This window comes from Mesorhizobium sp. B2-7-2 (assembly GCF_006440775.1).
Lineage (GTDB): Bacteria > Pseudomonadota > Alphaproteobacteria > Rhizobiales > Rhizobiaceae > Mesorhizobium.
The window spans coordinates 164921-183306 of record NZ_VFTZ01000012.1 but is presented as its reverse complement, the minus strand read 5'-3'; the positions used below and the strand labels follow the sequence as shown (position 1 = coordinate 183306).

Here is an 18386-nt window from a genome sequence, read left to right as displayed (position 1 = left end):
CGGACCGCCCGAGCAACCCTCGGACGCGCAGTGTAGGGTGAGCCACCTCACCGGCAGAAGCGGACATACGGTCTTACACTTGACCGCAACCTTCGTGAGCAGATGCTGATCGAGAGTAAGACCGTATGTCCGCTTCTGCCGGTGAGGTGGCTCGCCCTACACTGCGCGTCCGAGGGTTACTCGGGCGGGCCGAGCCGATCCTCATCACAGTAGGACGAGCCGTGGCAGATTATAGGGGAGCAAGATTATAGGGAAGCATTTGTCGGACTCGATGTCAGGTGGACCTTCGCCGACTTCCACTCGGGTATTAGAACGGCCGCCGGCAGCGGCTTCAAGGCGGCCCGCTCGATCTCCTCGAACAGTTCGCGGCGGCTTTGGCCGACATGGCGCATCGGCCGATTGTTCAGATTCTCTAGCAGTTAGGCGATCGCCGCGTTGAGCTCGGCGTTCGAGAAGAAGGATCAACGACGCCGCGACCGCGGGCGGACACCAGAACTCTCCGGGCCTGACAAAATGCGCCACAGCTGCTTCGCCGGAACGTCGGCACGCAGCTTTGTCAGAGCGCGCCGCGCTGCAACGGCTGCAGCGTTAATCGTTGAATCTTAAACTAAAGCTTAGCGAATCTTTGCAACCGCAGGCCGCCGACAGTGATAACTTCACCGCCAAATCTGAGGTCCGGGAGCGATAAGGAGCTGATGCTTTTTACGCTCGGACCACCGCATAGCATGCAATAAAGGTCAGGGCCAATGACAAGAAGAGCGCTCATCATGGTTGAAGGCCATAGGAGTATGGGTCTGCTATTCGTCCAAGCGGCCCAGCGTCTTGGTCTTCATCCAATTACCCTGTCGGCTGATCCAGCTCCGTACGGCTACCTTGCAGCAGAAAGCGTTGATACAATCCCTGTCGATACAGCCAATCTCGATGCGCTGATCCACGTATGTTCCCGGCTGCGTGCGACCTATAAGATTGCAGGCATTACGGGCGCCGAGGAAGAGATTTATGCGATGGTTGGCAAGCTCTGCCGGCACTTCGACCTACCGGGCCCGGACCCCGAATCGGTTGAACGATGCTGTGATAAATTCCTTCAACGTCAGCTCCTCGCTGAGGCTGGCGTGGCAATGCCTGCTTATCGCTTGGCAATGAACACCGCGGATGCAGAAATCGCTGCCGCCGAAATTGGCCTCCCAGTGATTCTCAAACCGGCCGTAGGCACCGGCAGCAGCGGTGTCCGATTGTGCCGCAATGTGGACGAAGTAGCCGAACATACCACCTATCTGTTGGGCGGTAAGTACACATGGCGGTCTTCCCCGAGAATACTCGTGGAAGAATTCGCACAAGGACCTTATTATGCCACCCATATTATGGGAAATGAGGTTATTGGGATTGAGGCTGCTGACTTCGACCGTCCACCCCATTTTGTCTTTCGTGAGGGCATCTATCCGGCACCGCTTACTGGTCACGAGCAGAAACGCATGGCCGATGTATCGCTGAGCTGTTTGCGCGCTCTCGGCCTTGGCTGGGGGCCAAGCTTCGTTGAACTCCGGTGGACGAAGGTTGGTCCAGTCGTCATTGAAGTCAATCCGCGCCTTGGTGGCGGTCCTCAACACATCCAGCTGGCTGACGGTGTCGATCTCATTACGGAGCACATCAAGCTTGTCATCGGCAATGAATGGAATTTGCGCAAAACGCACTCAAACGTTGCGGGCTGGCGGAACCTACTTCCCGACCGCGATGGCACCCTCGATTGGATCGACAACGGCAGTCAGGCCGCTGCTGTACCAGGTGTCGCTGAGGTCAAATTCTATGTTGAACCCAACAAGCCGATCGTCAGGAAAGGTGATTACCGAGACTCTCTCGGATCTGTCATGGCCGTTTCGCCCAACCTTGCTCAGACCCAGGCAATACTTCAGCGTGCCGTCGACTTAGTTAGCTGGTCGATCACACCATTTCCGAGTGTGAATGAACAGGAACAGCCTGCAGCCCCTTACTCCTAGCGCAGTTAGGTAGCGCGGAGCGGATGGAGTGTGAATCGTCCGGGCTCTTTTTTCCAGGCCTTGCAGATGATCGATATGCACCGGAACAAAGCTGTTGTCGCACTTGCCGCCAAGATGGCGCATGTCTGGGTTGTCCTGACCAAGCGCTCTTCGAACGCAGGGACCCCTGCTTTCGTCTGACGCTCCGGCTCCATTGCAATTCTCGGGAATGATGACGAAACAGTGGCGCTGACGCTATTGTGGCAGGAGTATCGCGCCGTCCATCCCGACGGCTACGGCTACACCTGGTTCTGCGAGCACTTCGCCGCTTTCGAACGCCGGACGAGCGCGACATTCAGCAATCGGCATGCGGCGGGCGCGGTGATGCAGACGGGCTATTCCGGGCACACGGTCCCGGTGATCGATCCGGCGACCGGCGTCATTTACCGGCGCAGATTTTTGTCGCGGTGCTGGGCGCATCCAATCTGACCTTCGCCTTTGGGAGCCTCATTCAAAAGCTGCCGGACGGGATCGAGGGCCAGCTACAAGCGACCCCAGCCCGCGTGTCGGACAGGCTCCTAGGCCATGCCCTGCTGTGCAGCATCACCACCGAGGAATCGACTAATTCCGTCGTGTAACAGATCTTGCATGAAAAACTCACAAGTCTTCGCGATCGCAGGTATCTGACTGTGGTAGATTAAGCCGGGGTACAGCAAAAAGCTGTGATGTTGCTTTTACGCCTCAGACGCCCAACAGCACACAACATCGGAGTTAACAGCCATGGCGAGAAGAGCGCTCATCCTGATTGAAGGCTCAAGGAGCAATGGTCCGTTATATATCCAGGCGGCCCAGCGTCTAGGTCTTCATCCAGTTACCCTTTCAGCCGATCCAGACCGGTATAACTATCTTGCGGTGGAAAACGTTGAGGCAATCCGGGTCAATACAGACGATCTCGATGCGCTGATCCGCGAATGTTCCTGGTTGCATGCAACGTACGGCATTGCTGGCATTACTGGGTTTGCGGGTGACGACGAGTCGGTCTATGCGACAGTTGGCAAGCTCTGCCGGCATTTCAATCTACCAGGACCGAACCCCGCATCGATTGAACGATGCTGCGACAAATTCACTCAACGTCAGCTCCTTGCGGAGGCTGGGGTTCCGATACCTGCATATCGCCTCGCAGCGAATGCGGCGGAGGTTGAAAGCTGCGCTGCGGAGCTCGGCCTGCCGGTAGTTCTGAAGCCTACGGTAGGCAGCGGCAGCATCGGTGTCCGATTGGGCCGTACCGTCGAAGAGGTGGCTCAATATACAGCCTTTCTGTTGGGCGGGAAGCACGTATTGCAGTCTTCGTCGAGGATACTGGTCGAAGAATTCGCACAAGGCCCCCATTATATTGTTCATATAATGGGAAATGAGGTGTTTGGGATTGAGGCCGCTGATTTCGACCGCCCACCGCATTTCGTCTTCCGTGAAGGCATCTTTCCAGCACCGCTTGCTGATGAGGAGCATGAGCGTATCGCCAACGTTTCGCTGAGTTGTTTGCCAGCTCTCGACCTTGGCTGGGGACCAACGTGCGTTGAACTCCGGTGGACCAAGCGGGGCCCGGTCGTCATTGAAGTCAATCCGCGTCTTGGTGGCGGTCCTGATGCGGTTCAGCTGGCCTACGGCGTCGATCTCATCGCCGAGCACATCAAGCTTGTCATTGGTAAGGAATGGGATTTGCGCAGAAGGCAGTCTCACATTGCTGCCTGGCGGTGCCTGCTTCCTGATCGCGATGGCATCCTCGATTGGATTGATGGCGACAGTCTGGCGGCTGCTGTACCAGGTGTCGCCGCGGTCAAATTGTATGTTGAACCCAAGACGCCGATTGTCAGGCAAGGTGATTACCGAGACTCGCTAGGATGGGTCATAGCTGTTTCCCCGCGCCTTGCTGAGACCGAGATCGCCCTTCAGCGTGCTGTCGATTTAATCAATTGGTCGATCACACCGTTTCCACCAGTTGGGGACTAGTAATAATCTTCAGTTCGTTCTTCTGGGCCGGAAGCGAAGGTGCGGCAGATAGGAGATAATGAAAGCTTTATCGCAGTAGGGGAGAAGTATTTTCTGATTTTACCAAGTCCTGACACGGAATCCAGGATCGGGGAGAGCAGCAAGGGACTTCAGCGCCTAGTTGTGCCCGCCACAAGTCTGGCCGCTAAGCAGCGACGAAGAGCTTCGCGTGAGATTTGGACCTGCAATGAGCGGTGCTTCTGAAATATGAGCCCGTACATCAAAGCCGCGGCCCGTACACTTTGGCCAGGGTTAGGAAATTCGTTGCGATTAACGGAAGGCGAAGCGCTGATGCCGCCACGCGCGCACTTTCGGTAGCTGTGAGCAAGTAGTTGTCGAGACTGGACGGCCTTGTTGGCCGGCCTTTCGGCGTTGATGTCATTGAGGAAGCGAATGAACTACTGGTGGCGGTGCCGCTGCATGTTGCGGCCGCGCCGTCGAGCAAGTTGGTCACGGCAAAGAGAGCGGTGGTGCCGTGCTACTTCTAGTCATGCGCCATGGTGCCCCCGCCTCCCAGCTTCATGGACAGGCCAGGCTGGGGCTTCGGTCCGGCGCCTGGATCTGCAAAATTTCATCAGACGGCGGACCGACGTAAAGCCCGAGACATCGCGCCGTTTGTCGACAAATGTCGGATCGTTGGAGAGCTTGAACTGCCGCGAGCGGTGTGGCTGAAGACCATACGCCTTCCCGATGCGCTGGCTGGCGCTGGCGCTGATGTCGGCTACCTTCGCCATCATGGCGGCCGTCCAGCGCGTCGTCTCGGCGGGCGGGTCTTCGAGCGTGAGCGCAACAACGCGTTCGGCGACATCCGGGCCGAGCGGGGGGTGCGCGAGGGCCGCTTCTTGTGCGCAGCAGTTTTTCAAAGCCTTCCTCTGCGAAGCGCTCGCTGTCAACCGCCAGACGTTTTGGACTTGCCGGTCCGCCGCATGATTTCGACGGTGCCAACACCATCGGCGCTCAACAGCACGGTCTCGGCACGCCAGACATTCTTCTGCGGACTGTTGCGGTCGATGACCAGGGCGGTCAGCCGCCGATGATCAGAAGGCGAGACGGCTAGAGATATTCTACCGCGCATGATGCACAGGCAGCAGGTAATTCTACCCCAGAACTCTTATGTCAGGCGGAGACCATTAGGTGCCTTCAGCAATACCAGCGTGCATTAACCGCGCCTATCAGTGAATCTTAAAAAACGACAGCATCCCGAAACAAGGGAGTTCATAGAAATCTAAACCAAGGAGCGCGCATTCAAAGGTTATGGCTCAAACTTTGTTAAGCTTCCGTAAACTATAAAGTGCCAGCCCAGAGAGGAATCTTCCGATGTACACCCTCGAAACGTCCCACCTCATCCTAAGGTGTCCGTCGCATTGCGACGAGATTCTTCTGCATGGACTGCATAGCGATCCGTTCGTGGTAAACGCCATCAGAGACGGAGTCTCTCCGACAATAGAGCAGACGAAAGCTGAGCTTCTTCAGTTCATCAATCATTGGCAGCATCATCGTTTCGGCTATTGGATAATCGATATCAAAGACGAGGGTAAGGCCAAAAAATTCGCTGGTTACTGTGGACTTGTACGGGGAGACTCCGTAGAGGAGAGCAACGTGTAAATTGTAACCCGCCTCCACCTTGCTGCCTCCGGGAAAGGCATCGCGGTCGAAGCTGGGAGAGCGGTAGTGCAATTTGCTTTCGACTATTTAGAAATTAATAAAGTGACTGCGTTCGTTCGCCCAGGTAACACTCGCTCGCTCATCAAAAATCTGAAGATTGGGTTTCACTACGTAGATGACATAGTGTTCGAGAAAGGGACTAGAAGGCGCCTAGAGGTTTCTCCTAAAACTGCTGTAAGATCCGACAGTTTACGTGTGTTTGATTGCAGAGAGACGGGAATCACTCGAAATCCGTAGCGCTACGCCCGGCCCGCATTGAACACAGTCGCACGATTGGTGGCGGCGCCTCCTTCTCGTACTCGGTCGTAGCCATTCCCCGCTGTGATTGAGGCCCGGACAACGCCAAATTAGTAGACTAGATTGTCGCCGTTCGATCTCCGTCCCGATATCATCAATTTCGCGATCCATTCGGCGTCGCTGAGTGGCCAGAAGGCGATCTGCCCCTGCTTTCGGAGCGGACCAGGAAAACTCCCTGTTCCGCAAGGTTAGCATCCAAGCGATGAAGGCCGCTGTTCTTCATCCATGATATCGGAAGATCCGCCGGAAATCGGCGCGAAGACCTAACACGCTGCGTCTTACTCTCGGTCAGGCCGAATTGTATCGCCGGCCGCGTGCCGCTTCGCAGATCGGCGCTGCGTTCGACAGCTATCCATCTCGCTTTTAGATGACGACATATACAAACTGCATTTGACGACCGCTTGCGAGTGATGCTGATTGGTAGGCGGAAAGTCGTCATAAGAGCCTGCAATTGGGAACGTCAGACTTTCCGAGATTTGCCCACAGGCGCGGATCCGCCTCGCCACTAATTTAAGGGGAACTGGAACATGACAGTCTCTCGACGCGACCTAATTAAAGTGGGCTTGGTCACCGGAACGGCTTTATCAATCCCTTCGGTCCTGCGGGCGCAGACATCGCCAGCCTCAGCGCGGACGGTGCATATGGTGAAGGGCGACCTGCGTGTGTTTGACCCGATCTGGACGGCGACGAACATCACCGCCGACCACGGGGCGGCGATTTACGACACGCTGTTCTCGCTCGACTCCAAGTTTATGCCGCGGCCGCAAATGGTAGGGAAATGGGGCGTTTCAGACGACAAGAAGACTTATACATTCGAATTGCGGGAGGGGCTCAGCTGGCACGACGGCACCCCCGTGACCGCGGCGGATTGTGTGGCCTCGATCCGTCGCTGGGGCCAGGTGCATCCCGGCGGCCAGCTGATCATGGCTCGCGCCAGCGATATCTCGACGAAGGACGGGAAGACCTTCACGATCGCGCTCAAGGAATCGCTTGGGATTTTGATCGATATCCTGGCAGACCTTACGCCGCCATGCCTTTTCATAATGCGCGAGAAGGATGCGAATCGCCCCGCGACGGAGCAGGTGACCACGAATATCGGATCGGGCCCGTTCAGGTTCAATGAAGCTCTTGCCAAGCCAGGCGCGAGCATCACCTATGATCGCAATGAAAAATACGTTCCACGCAAGGAGCCGACCGAGGGATTGGCCGGGGGGAAGGTCGTCAATGTCGATCGCGTCATCTGGGATGTTATCGCTGACCAGCAGACGGCAATGGCGGCTTTGCAAGCAGGCGAGGTCGATTACGTAGAGTCGCCACCAGCCGATCTGTTCTCGGTGATCGAGGGCGATCTCAATCTTGCACTTCAGGTTCTGGACAAGCAGGGCTGGGACGTGGTGCTTCGCATGAACTTCCTGCATCCGCCGTTCAATAACATCAAGGCGCGCCAAGGGGTGCTTCACCTCATTGATCAGGAAGCGTTCATGCGGATCATGTACCCAGACCCAAAATACGTCGACACCGTCACTTCGATATTCGGCAAGGATACGCTCGTGTCCAACGAGGAGGACACGGGATGGTACAAGAAGGGTGGTGACCCGGAAAAAGCCAAGCAGCTATTCAAGGAGGCTGGATACGCCGGCGAGAAGGTGGTCATTCTCGATCCGACCGACTGGCGCGAGTCCGACAATGCCTCGCAGTTTCTGGCAGCTGAACTGCGCAAGATCGGCATCAATGCCGAGCTTGCGCCTATGGATTGGGGCGGACTGACCGCGCGCCGAGCGAAAAAGGACCCCGTTGAGAACGGCGGCTGGAGTATGTTTATCACGGCCGAATTCGATTATTCGCTAGGTAATCCGCTCGCCAGCCCCCTTCTCCTCGCGAATGGAGACGACGCTTGGTACGGCTGGCCGAAGAACGATGAGTATGAGGCGCTGCGGGCCAAATGGGCAGATGTCGCAACGCTCGATGAGCGAAAGGCACTGGCCCGCAAGATGCAACCAATCTGGTGGGACTTTGTCGGCGACGTGAGGTTGGGAACATATGTCTCGCCGGTCGCGCACCGCAAGTCACTCACAGATCTCATCGGCATGCCGCAGATAGTCCCCATGTGGAACATGCGGAAAGCCTCCGCCTAATGGCGGCCTACATCCTGCGCAGATTGGTTTCGGCGATCGCTGTCATGGTGATGGTCGGGATCTTCGTCTTTCTGCTGCTCAGGATGGCGCCCGGCGACCCGGCAGCGATCATCGCCGGCAAGTCGGCGACGGCCGACATGATCGCCGGCATCCGCGAAAAGCTCGGCCTGAACGATCCCATGCCGGTTCAGTTCATGCATTGGGTGCGCGACATGCTGGGCGGCGATTTCGGCACCTCGATCTTTGCGGGCCGACCCGTTCTCGATCTGATGTCGCAGCGGCTTGAGCCGACCCTTTCGCTGTCGATGCTGACGATGATCCTTTCGGTGACGGTCGGAGTCTCATTCGGCATTCTTGCCGCGTGGCGAACCGGCGGGCTCATCGACCGCCTGCTCGCGGTCTTCTCGGCATTTGGCTATTCGGTCCCGGTCTTTGTCATCGGCTATTTTCTGATATATTTCTTCGCCATCAGAACACATTGGCTGCCGGTTCAGGGCTACCTGCCGATCGAGAGTGGCCTCGGGCCGTGGTTCGTGCATCTGGTGCTGCCCACCGTGGCGTTAAGTCTTGGCTTCATTGCGTTCATCGCCCGGGTGACGCGGGCGAGCATGCTTGAGGTGCTGTCGGAAGACTACATACGAACGGCGGCCGCCAAGGGCGCTTCGTCCTATGCCATGCTTATCCACCACGCCCTCAAGAATGCCGGCGTCCCGATCCTGACGGTGATCGGCATCAGCTTCGCCTATCTGATCGGCGGCGTGGTCCTCACCGAAACGGTGTTCAACATACCCGGCATCGGCCGGCTGGTCGTCGATGCTATCAGCAACCGCGACTATCCGATCATCCAGAGCGTGCTGATCGTGACCTCGGGTCTATACGTGCTCATCAACCTCACGGTCGATCTGGCCTACACCCTGATCGATCCTCGTATACGGTACTGATATGACGATTTTGTCGGCACCAGTTGAAGATGTCCCGGCGAGGCGACTGCGCCTGTCTGATCTTCCGCGTCTAGCAAGGCGTCATCCGCTCGTCCTGACAGGCGGCGGCCTACTGGGGCTTCTGATCATCCTGACGCTGGCGGCGCGGGTTTACGCCGGCGATCCGGGGAACATGGATCCGTTCAAGCGGCTGCAGCCGGCTTCCGCCGAAATGTGGTTCGGCAGCGACAATCTCGGGCGGGATGTGTTTGCGCGAACGATCTTCGGGGCCCGCATCTCGCTCCTGGTCGGGCTGCTGTCGGCGGCGAGCGCTTCCCTGATCGGGCTCCTGATCGGTGTCATCGCTGGTTACAGCCGCAGCTTCGACAATGTCGTCATGCGGATCATGGACGGGCTGATGTCGATCCCGACGATCCTGCTGGCGATTGCGCTCATTTCTCTAACAGGTCCGGGGCTCGGCATCCTGATCGTCGCGATCGCGATCCCCGAGACCCCAGCCGTCGCACGGCTGGTCCGGTCGGTGGTGCTGGGGGTTCGCGAGCGCCCCTATGTTGAGGCCGCGCTGTGCGGCGGGGCGCGCCTGACAAGGGTGCTGTGGCGTCATATCCTGCCCAGCACTATTCCGGCGCTGATGGTGCAGGGCGCTACTGTCTGCGCCAGCGCGATCCTGACGGAGGCGGGGCTCAGCTTTCTTGGCGTAGGCGTTCCGCCCGAGATTCCGAGCTGGGGCAACATGATCGCCAGCTCGCGGCTTTATCTCGCCATCGCGCCGTTGACGATCTTTGCCCCCGGTATCTGCCTGGCCGTCACCGTCCTTGCCGTCAACCTGCTCGGGGACGGCCTGCGCGACCTGTTCGATCCCCGCGCCAGGCAGAGGCGCTGACACGCAGATGCATCAAAGGCTAGGAAACGACCTGCTGCTCGAGGTGCGAGACCTCGAAACGCATTTCTTTGGCGAAGACAGCGTCACCCGTGCGCTGGGCGGCATCAGTTTCCAGGTCAAGAAAGGCGAGACGCTCGGCGTCGTCGGCGAATCCGGATGCGGGAAGAGCGTGACGGCCCTGTCGATCCTTCGCCTGTTGCCAAAGCGGGGCGCCAGGACCGTTGGCGGCGAGGTCCGCTTCCAGGGTCGCGACCTGCTTGGACTGTCCGATCGGGAGATGCGCAAGATCCGCGGCGACCGGATCGCCATGATCTTCCAGGAGCCGATGACGAGCTTAAACCCGGTCTATACGGTCGGGCACCAGATCGCCGAAGCGGTTCAGATCCACACCAAGGCTTCCCGCCCGGCGGCCATGAAGAAAGCCGAAGAGATGCTACGTCTCGTCCGCATCGCGGACCCTGAGCGTCGCGTCAACAACTACCCCCATGAAATGTCGGGCGGCATGCGCCAGCGCGCCATGATCGCCATGGCTCTGGCCTGCTCGCCGGAACTGTTGATCGCCGATGAGCCGACGACGGCGCTCGACGTCACCATCCAGGCGCAGATCCTGCGGCTGATCGTCGATCTGAAGGAGCGCACGGGAACGGCCGTGATGTTCATCACACATGACCTCGGCGTCGTCGCCGAGACCTGCCAGCGCGTGATTGTGATGTATGCCGGTCGTATCGTGGAACAGGCCAACGTCATCGACCTGTTTGCGCGACCGGCGCATCCTTACACTCAAGGGCTTATGCGATCGGTGCCCGACCGGCGGCGCGGCCGCGAGCACCGCCTGCCGGAGATACCCGGCGTGGTGCCAAACCTGCGCGAGCCCATTGTCGGCTGCAGCTTTGCACCACGCTGCCCCTTCGCGATCGATATTTGCCGCGAGAAGACACCCATCCTGCGTGATGTCGGGTCGAGCCAGGCCGCAGCTTGTTGGCGCGCCGAAGAGGTAATGGGCGCATGAACGGTCCTCTGCTGAAAGTCGAGAATCTGACCAAGCATTATCCGCTTGGCTCGGGCCTATTCAAGAAAAGCATTCCGATGATCCGGGCGGTGGAGGATGTATCCTTCAGCGTCGAGGCGGGGGAGACGCTGTGCATCGTCGGCGAATCCGGCTGCGGCAAGTCCACAGTCGCGCGACTGCTGATGCGGCTCGTCGAGCCGACCGGCGGACGCGTGCTGATCGAGGGAACCGATATTGCTGGCCTCACAAAAGGCGCGCTGCGCGCCTGGCGCCGTCGCATGCAGATGGTCTTTCAGGATCCTTACTCGTCGCTGAACCCGCGCCTTACCGCCGGACAGATCATCACGGAACCCGTCGAGAATTTCGAGCGCCTCAGCCGAAGGCAGCGCAACGCACTCGCTGCGGATCTACTCCGAAAAGTCGGAATGTCGCGCGAGATGATGCACAGGCTTCCGTCCGAATTGTCGGGCGGTCAGCGTCAGCGGCTCGGCATTGCACGCGCCCTGTCGCTCAACCCCTCTCTCATCATCGCCGACGAAGCGGTGTCTGCCCTCGACGTCTCCGTGCAGGCACAGATCCTGAACCTGCTCCTGGATCTCCAGCAGCAGATGGGCATCGCCTTTGTCTTCATCTCACATGACCTTGGCGTCGTGGAGCATATCGGCCACAGCGTCGCGGTCATGTATCTCGGGCGGCTCGTGGAGCTTGCGCCGTGCGAGGCGCTCTTTGCCAAGCCGGTCCATCCCTACACCGAGGCTCTGATCGCGGCAGCACCGGTCCCGGATCCGACACGCGTTCGGCTGGAGGCGCCCGTCGAGGGTGAGGTGCCAAGTCCCATTCATCCGCCTAGCGGGTGCGCGTTTCATCCGCGCTGCCCGCTCGCGGTCGAACGTTGCCGTGTCGAAGTCCCGGCTTTGGTGCCTATGGGAGATGGGCGGGTCGTGGCTTGTCATGTGCGCGCTCCGCTGCAAGACATCCTCCATCTAATGCCTGTGCCGGGGGATCATTCGCTCGATCCGATGGTTATGTCAGAAACTTTCGCCGCTCGAACATCTCGAGAGCGCCGCTGACATGACCACCCAATCCAATGTAGCGAAAAGAAGAGAAGAAGGACTATGGAAGAAAATTCACACGTGAGCAGTTCTCATCTGGTCCAGCAGGACGGCAACTACGATACGGTTGGTTCAATTCAAACGAACGTTGAAGATGGCTTCACGATGGTAGCAGTCGGCGACCTAATCGTGTCTCGAGCGGTGACAAAATCTCAAGATCCCGGCTTCGGCGCTATCGTCAAAATCCTTCAGGATGCTGATGTCACTTTTGGCAATCTGGAAGTCAACATCTTTGACAGCAGATCTTTCAAGGGATATCCCCAGGCTGAATACGGCGGCGCGTATCACCTCAGCTTGCCGGAGGTCGGACCCGACTTGAAGGCGATGGGGTTCGACATCGTGGGCCGCGCGAACAACCATACTCTTGACTGGGGCATTGAAGGCATGCGCGAGACGAGCCGGGTGCTCGATGAGAGCGGTGTTGTCCATGCGGGGACGGGCGAGAACCTTGCACAAGCTGGTGCTGCGCGTTTCTTCGAAACGGCACGCGGTCGCGTGGGGTTGGTGTCGTTGGCCACAACATTTGCGCCAATGTTTCGTGCGTGCGATCCCGCTGGCGAGGCCCCTGGTAGACCCGGCCTCAACCCGCTTCGCTTGGCGCAAAACATCGTGGTCCCGTCGGATATGCTGAAAAATCTAAGGCAAGTGCGCGATGGATTGCCCGTTTATTACCAATCCGAATGTGAGCCAACATGCGTCGTGATCGCTGGAGTGACCTTCAAGGCGGGCGACAAGGCGGGATACAGCTATGAACCCGACTCGCGCGATGTCGCCGACATCCTGCGGAACGTTCGCCGCGGCAAGCAGTTCTCTGACTTCTGCATTGTCACCAACCACTGCCACGAGCCTGGTAATTTGAGCCAAGAACCGCCAGATTACGAGCAATCCTTTGCGCGCAAAATGATCGACGCCGGAGCGGACGCGTACGTTGGACACGGGCCCCATCTGCTGCGAGGCATCGAAATCTATCGGGGCCGGCCGATTTTCTATAGCCTGGGTAATTTCTTCGAGGACGACCTTGGGACCCCGACCGGCGCCGACATGTTTGACGAATATGCTAAGGACCCGCGCGTCCATACTGATGCGGAGGTGAAGGTCGCCGAGATGGCAAAAGGGTTCACAGACCCGATCTTCTATGAAAGCATTGTCACGGTAAGCCGTTTCGAGCGGAACCAACTTGCCGAATTGCGGCTATATCCCATCGAACTCGGCCACTCCAAACGGTTTGCCGACCGGGGAATCCCTCAGTTCGCCTCGGCACCTCAAGCCAAGGCCATCCTAGAGCGCCTACGGATTTTATCCGAGCCGTTCGGGACCGAGATCAACATCGAAAACGATGTTGGAGTGATCAGATTGACCCCGGCGCGCTGAGGGCTCGACCAAGTTGCCGCATCTGATTGGGCATTTACATCTGCTGAAATAGAGGACGTGGCAGGCTCGGTGGTGCTTTAGAATCTGCAGAAGCCCTACAAGAACCCGCCTCGTGGCCAGACACGATGGCAGTCCTTTGTAGGCACAGGTATCAACGGTTCACCGCTCCCGTTTTCTCTTTTTTGGACATCGACTAGCCGTGGTCCCAGCTAAGCGGCCTCCATCTAAAAGCGCGATGGCACCGTGCCGGACATTATATTGGCGAATTGACGATCGTGTGGCGCATACTTCGAGCGCGGGAAAATGCAAATGCATAACGGCAACCGAACCCGGCTGCCAGATCGCCTGAATACTCGCAATAGGTTGAACAATGAGCGAAGCACCACATCTTACGTTTGATCTCGAGACGCCCGGCGTGAGCAGGGGGCATCTTGTTGTCCCGGGAGGCGCCGACTCCGGAGAGCTTTCGCTTCCGATCTTCAGTCTCAATAAAGGTGAGGGACCGCGCCTCCTTGTCACCGGCGGAAACCATGGCAATGAACTGGAGGGGCCACTTGTCGCGCGACGGCTTATTGAGTGGCTGCCAGAAGCGCAAACCTGTGGAAGGGTTATCGTCCTACCGGTGCTCAATCCATTGGCCGTGCAGGCATGGAGCCGCAATACTCCGCTCGACGGGTTGAATCTCAATCGCGTGTTTCCGGGCCGCGGCGACGGGTCAGTGACCGAACGAATCGCTGATGCGGTGTCCCGCGTATTGTTGCCAATGGCCGACACGATATTTGATCTGCACAGCTTCGGACCAGCGTGGGATTTTCCACCGGCCGCCACGACGCATCCGATTGCCGATCGCGATCTCATGGCCAGGACGGTGAGAATGGCGGAAGCGTTCAAATTGCCCGTGACTTTGGTCTGGGAATATAACGACACGGTTGGAATGTTCGATATCCTGGCCCAAAACCAGGGCAAGGTATTTGTTTGCACTGAATTTGGTGGCGGCACGGTAGGTGCGGATAATCTCGCGATCTTCGAGGCTGGAGTGCGTAACGCGCTCATCGCGCTCGGGTTGGTCGAGGGCAAAGCCGAATATCCAACATTCCTTGAAAAGAAATCCGGTCAAATACTTGAAACTCGTCCGTCCGACGAGTTGAAATCGCCTGCAACCGGTATCTTCGAACCTCGCTGCTCGGTGTTGGACGAAGTGAAGCAGGGAGCTCTCATAGGAATCCTGCATCCGATGGATTCGCTGTCCGCTAAGCCCATTGGTATCCGCGCGCCTGGAACATCCATCGTCTTAGCCATCCGATCGGGCAGGCATGTGCACGTCAACGAAGAGGTAGCAATCGTCGCGCGACCGCAGAAGATCTAAGATCAAATGCCGACCGGCCAGCGCCCCGCCGGCCAGCAGCGTAACGAATTTTATCCCCTCAGAATGAATCGGGTGACTGAATTGCAGATCAAAGACGTGGTCCTTGCGCCTGGCAACGGTGCATTCTTCTATGATGATCAAGCTGCCATCAGGTCCGGCGCCGTCCAGGATGGTTTCATCTATGTCGGCGTACCGACAACGCCTGGGTTCAAGTCGATTCGCATTCCAGCATCATCGCTCAGCGTCGGGCTTGTCCTTGCCGACGACACCGTCGTTTGGGGCGACATGATGAACGTCCAGTACTCTGGTGCCGGCGGACGCGATCCGCTCTTCGATCCGAATCAAATCTCCGATTTGTCGTGGCGGGTCGTGGTCCCGCGGCTTCTCGATGTCGATGCATCTCTTTATCTGGATGCCTGTGCGAAGGTTTTCGAACCCTACGAACATAAGCCGTTGCCACTCGCGATTCAGTATGGCGTCAGCCAAGCTCTCCTTCGCGCGGCCGCCCATCTTCATCATACGACGATGGCGGAGATCATATGCAATGAATTTGATCTGCCTCTACCGACACGTAGGGTTCCGATTTACTGCCAGAGCGGAGATGCTCGCGAAATCAATGTTGACAAGATGATTTTGAAGGGCGTGGATGTTCTTCCGCACGGATTGATCAACTCGCGCCAGAAATTCGGCGTCGACGGTCAGACCTTCATGGAATTCGTCAAATGGGTTGCAACTCGGACAGGTGAAATCGGCCACGCAGGTTATCATCCGGTCTTGCATTTCGATGTGTATGGCTGGATCGGCCAGGAAATCGGCCTGGAGCCGCGACGCGTTGCCGACTTTATCTGCAAGGTTGCAGAAACCGTTCCGGATTTCACGCTCAATATCGAGTCGCCGGCGGATTATGGTTCCACGCAAGCTCAAATTGAGAAATATGCCCGGATCGTATCGATCCTGGATGACCGGGGATCGGGCGCCCGCGTTGTCGTCGATGAGAGATGCAATACGCTTGAGGATATTCTGCTCTTTGCTGAAGCGAAGGCCGCGCACCTTGTTCAGATAAAGACGCCCGATGTCGGCTCCATGGCCGACACGGCTCGGGCCGTTCTCCTTTGCAAGGAAAATGGGGTCGGAGCGTATGTCGGCGGGAGCTGTACCGAGACAGATCTCTCCGCCCAGGGTTCGGTCCACGTATCGGTGGCAACCCAGGCCGACATGATGCTTGCAAAGCCGGGAATGGGTGTCGACGAGGCATTCTCAATTGTCGGGAATGAACAGAACCGGTTGCTGGCGGTCCTGAGGCGTCGGAATCAAAACGAAAACGTTGGATGAAAAGCACGGTGTCGCATGCAGAACTCTCTTGAGGGGATCACCGTCGTAGCGGTCGAGCAGGCCGTGGCCGCACCCTACGCATCGTCACGCCTTGCAGACGCGGGCGCCCGGGTCATCAAGATCGAGAGGCCCGAAGGTGATTTTGCCCGAAACTACGACAAGTTGGTCCAGGGACAGAGTGCTTACTTCGTCTGGCTCAATCGGGGCAAGGAGTCGGTCTGTCTGGACCTGAAGTTGGAAGCGGACCGCGCAGTCCTGGACGCGCTTATTACCGGTTCGGACGTCTTTATTCAGAATCTGAAACCGGGCAGTACCGAAAAACTCGGTTTTGGATCTGCCGATCTCCGCCGACGTTTTCCGCGGCTGATCACCTGCGATATCTCTGGTTTCGGGGACACAGGGCCATATTCCCATTTGAAGGCATATGATCTCATCGTCCAGGCTGAAACAGGTCTATGCGCGATCACGGGCAACCAGCAAGGACCAGCGCGTGTAGGGGTCTCTGTTTGCGACATCTCGGCGGGCATGACCGCGCATAGCGCCATTCTTCAGGCGCTGTATCACCGTGAGGTCACTGGCGAAGGGACAAGCATTCAGGTGTCACTGTTCGATTCCGTCGCCGATTGGATGAACGTGCCGGTTCTGCAGAACGACTACAGCGGCTATCACACAGTACGCGCCGGCGTGAAACACCCGTCGCTGGCTCCGTATGGCGCCTATCGTTGTGCCGATGACAAGGAAGTCATTTTTTCGGTTCAGAACGACCGCGAGTGGGTGAATTTCTGCGAGAAATTCCTGAAGCAGCCGTCGCTTACACGCGCACCTACTTTTGCAGACAATATGGAGCGGCTCGGACACCGTGCCCAACTTGACGAGATTATTGAAAGGCGGTTTTCCGAATTGTCCTGCCACGAAGCGATGCAGGAGCTTGAAGCGGCCGGTTTGGCATATGGGCGACTGAATGAAGTCGCGGATATTTCAAAACATCCCCATGTTCGCAGGGTTGGAATTGGCACACCTGAAGGAACTGTGGAGACGATAGCGCCGGCCGCAATCTTCAACTCTGAGCACCCGTCGCTGCGTCCAGTTCCAGCTCTTGGCGCCCACACGGAGAGCGTCCGCAAGGAGGTTTCAGCGCGTTTGCACGAAAGAGCTGTGTCAGCATGACCGCGCCGCTTGTCGGGAGCGACGCACTCGGGAGTCCGTGCTTGCTCCGGGCAAAGCACCGGCAGCCGGCCGGCAACCTCACTGGCATCGCTCTCGCTAATATCCGCGAGGCGAGTCCATGATCAAGGACAACCGTCCAGCCGCCGAAAGCTCGCTTCCCGTACCGCGCTGGAGATCCCTACTCTTTGTTCCCGCTCACGTTGCGCGTTTTGTGGCAACGGCCCATCAGCGGGGTGCTGATGGCCTCATTCTCGATCTCGAGGATTCCGTTCCGCAGGAGCAAAAAGGCGAGGCACGGCGGCAGCTTCCTGAATCTGTGGCAAAGGTGGGCAGTAAGGGCGCATCGGTTTTGGTCCGCGTGAACCGAGGTTTGCGCGTCTTGGCGGCCGATCTCGATGCAGCTGTGGTGGCCGGTGTCGATGCATTGGTTCTCCCCAAGACGGATTCGGCAGAGTGGGTTTTAGAGATCGCCAATGCGGTTTCGGAACTTGAACGGGAAAGAAATCTTCCCGTGGGACGCATACGTTTCCTCGCCCAGATCGAGACGCCTGGCGCTTTGCGAAAGCTCGCGACCATTGCGTCGGCGCATCCAAGGATGGTCGCAATGGCGCTTGGTCCTGAAGACTTCAGTGCCGCTGTTGGCGGCGTCCCGGGATTTGATCTGCTCCTGGCCCCGAGCCTTGCCGTGCTGTTCGCTGCCCGTGCGGCCGGATTGCTCCCTTTGGGCTTTATTGGAAGCATGGGCGAGTTCTCGGACACCTATAAACTTCGTGAAGCCGCGGCGCATGCGCGGCGGCTTGGCTTTGCCGGAGCTTTGGCGATCCATCCGGCACAAGTGGCCATTTTCAATGAGGCCTTTTCGCCGAGCGCACAGGAGCTCGAGTGGGCCCGTCGTGTTCTCGCGGCGCAAAAAGATGCGGCAGGGCAGGGTCGAGGCGCTTTCGCCTTCGAGGGAAAGATGGTCGATCCGCCGGTGATTCGAAGGGCCCAAGAAATTGCCGCCGCGGGTCCGGACACCGACTTGGACGTTTGAGTCTTGTGCGGCTGATTTAGAGCCGACTGGGTGCGCCGTGGCACAATTATTGC

General features: G+C 58.1%; 13 protein-coding genes and 3 pseudogenes. 13 read left to right on the top strand and 3 right to left on the bottom strand.

From position 1 onward, the window contains the following. Positions 1 to 278 precede the first annotated feature (278 nt). Positions 279 to 479 (bottom strand): annotated as a pseudogene (locus FJ425_RS18210) (IS21 family transposase); the annotation flags it as partial. Positions 480 to 746: 267 nt separating this feature from the next. On the opposite strand from FJ425_RS18210, the gene FJ425_RS18205 reads away from it, so the two are divergent. From FJ425_RS18205 to FJ425_RS18195, 3 genes and pseudogenes are all read left to right on the top strand, one after another. Next, positions 747 to 1994 carry an acetyl-CoA carboxylase biotin carboxylase subunit family protein gene (locus FJ425_RS18205; protein ID WP_064994224.1) on the top strand — a complete coding sequence of 416 codons (1248 nt, stop codon included), beginning with the start codon at positions 747 to 749 and terminating at the stop codon, positions 1992 to 1994. Between the two features lie 222 nt (positions 1995 to 2216). Then, positions 2217 to 2524: pseudogene (locus FJ425_RS18200) on the top strand (IS21 family transposase); the annotation flags it as partial. Between the two features lie 229 nt (positions 2525 to 2753). After that, the gene (locus FJ425_RS18195) at positions 2754 to 3983 is read left to right on the top strand and encodes an acetyl-CoA carboxylase biotin carboxylase subunit family protein (RefSeq protein WP_084015912.1); all 1230 of its coding nucleotides are present in this window, start codon (positions 2754 to 2756) and stop codon (positions 3981 to 3983) included. Positions 3984 to 4598: 615 nt separating this feature from the next. Here FJ425_RS18195 and FJ425_RS32080 read toward each other — a convergent pair. Together FJ425_RS32080 and FJ425_RS18190 are read right to left on the bottom strand one after the other, a co-directional pair. Then, a pseudogene (locus FJ425_RS32080) lies at positions 4599 to 5097 on the bottom strand (IS630 family transposase); the annotation flags it as partial. 272 nt (positions 5098 to 5369) lie between these two features. Further along, positions 5370 to 5699 carry a hypothetical protein gene (locus FJ425_RS18190; RefSeq protein ID WP_064994219.1) on the bottom strand — a complete coding sequence of 110 codons (330 nt, stop codon included), beginning with the start codon at positions 5697 to 5699 and terminating at the stop codon, positions 5370 to 5372. An 812-nt stretch (positions 5700 to 6511) separates the two neighbouring features. On the opposite strand from FJ425_RS18190, the gene FJ425_RS18180 reads away from it, so the two are divergent. The 10 genes from FJ425_RS18180 (at position 6512) to FJ425_RS18135 (ending at position 18333) form a co-directional block, all read left to right on the top strand. Beyond that, positions 6512 to 8119 (top strand): ABC transporter substrate-binding protein, encoded by a 1608-nt coding sequence (locus tag FJ425_RS18180; RefSeq protein ID WP_064994218.1) that lies wholly within the window; start codon positions 6512 to 6514, stop codon positions 8117 to 8119. After that, on the top strand, positions 8119 to 9060 hold the full coding sequence (locus tag FJ425_RS18175) for an ABC transporter permease (RefSeq protein ID WP_064994217.1): 942 nt from the start codon (positions 8119 to 8121) through the stop codon (positions 9058 to 9060). Before FJ425_RS18180 ends, FJ425_RS18175 begins: the two co-directional genes overlap by 1 nt. Before the next feature lies 1 nt (position 9061). Continuing rightward, positions 9062 to 9943, top strand: coding sequence for an ABC transporter permease (locus tag FJ425_RS18170; protein WP_064994216.1), 882 nt, complete (start codon positions 9062 to 9064; stop codon positions 9941 to 9943). A 7-nt stretch (positions 9944 to 9950) separates the two neighbouring features. Next, on the top strand, positions 9951 to 10952 hold the full coding sequence (locus FJ425_RS18165) for an ABC transporter ATP-binding protein (RefSeq protein WP_064994215.1): 1002 nt from the start codon (positions 9951 to 9953) through the stop codon (positions 10950 to 10952). Then, positions 10949 to 12022: an oligopeptide/dipeptide ABC transporter ATP-binding protein gene (locus FJ425_RS18160; protein WP_064994214.1), complete on the top strand. Its 1074-nt coding sequence runs from the start codon at positions 10949 to 10951 to the stop codon at positions 12020 to 12022. The genes FJ425_RS18165 and FJ425_RS18160 overlap by 4 nt, the downstream gene beginning before the upstream one ends. Positions 12023 to 12067: 45 nt before the next feature. Next, positions 12068 to 13435 carry a CapA family protein gene (locus FJ425_RS18155; protein WP_064994213.1) on the top strand — a complete coding sequence of 456 codons (1368 nt, stop codon included), beginning with the start codon at positions 12068 to 12070 and terminating at the stop codon, positions 13433 to 13435. A gap of 370 nt (positions 13436 to 13805) precedes the next feature. Beyond that, complete coding sequence (locus FJ425_RS18150) at positions 13806 to 14801, top strand: succinylglutamate desuccinylase/aspartoacylase family protein (protein WP_064994212.1); 996 nt, start codon at positions 13806 to 13808, stop codon at positions 14799 to 14801. Between the two features lie 81 nt (positions 14802 to 14882). Next, positions 14883 to 16133 carry a methylaspartate ammonia-lyase gene (locus FJ425_RS18145; RefSeq protein WP_064994231.1) on the top strand — a complete coding sequence of 417 codons (1251 nt, stop codon included), beginning with the start codon at positions 14883 to 14885 and terminating at the stop codon, positions 16131 to 16133. Positions 16134 to 16148: 15 nt separating this feature from the next. Next, the gene (locus tag FJ425_RS18140; RefSeq protein WP_064994211.1) at positions 16149 to 17300 is read left to right on the top strand and encodes a CaiB/BaiF CoA-transferase family protein; all 1152 of its coding nucleotides are present in this window, start codon (positions 16149 to 16151) and stop codon (positions 17298 to 17300) included. 118 nt (positions 17301 to 17418) lie between these two features. Continuing rightward, the gene (locus tag FJ425_RS18135) at positions 17419 to 18333 is read left to right on the top strand and encodes a CoA ester lyase (protein ID WP_086081362.1); all 915 of its coding nucleotides are present in this window, start codon (positions 17419 to 17421) and stop codon (positions 18331 to 18333) included. The last annotated feature ends 53 nt before the right edge of the window (positions 18334 to 18386 follow it).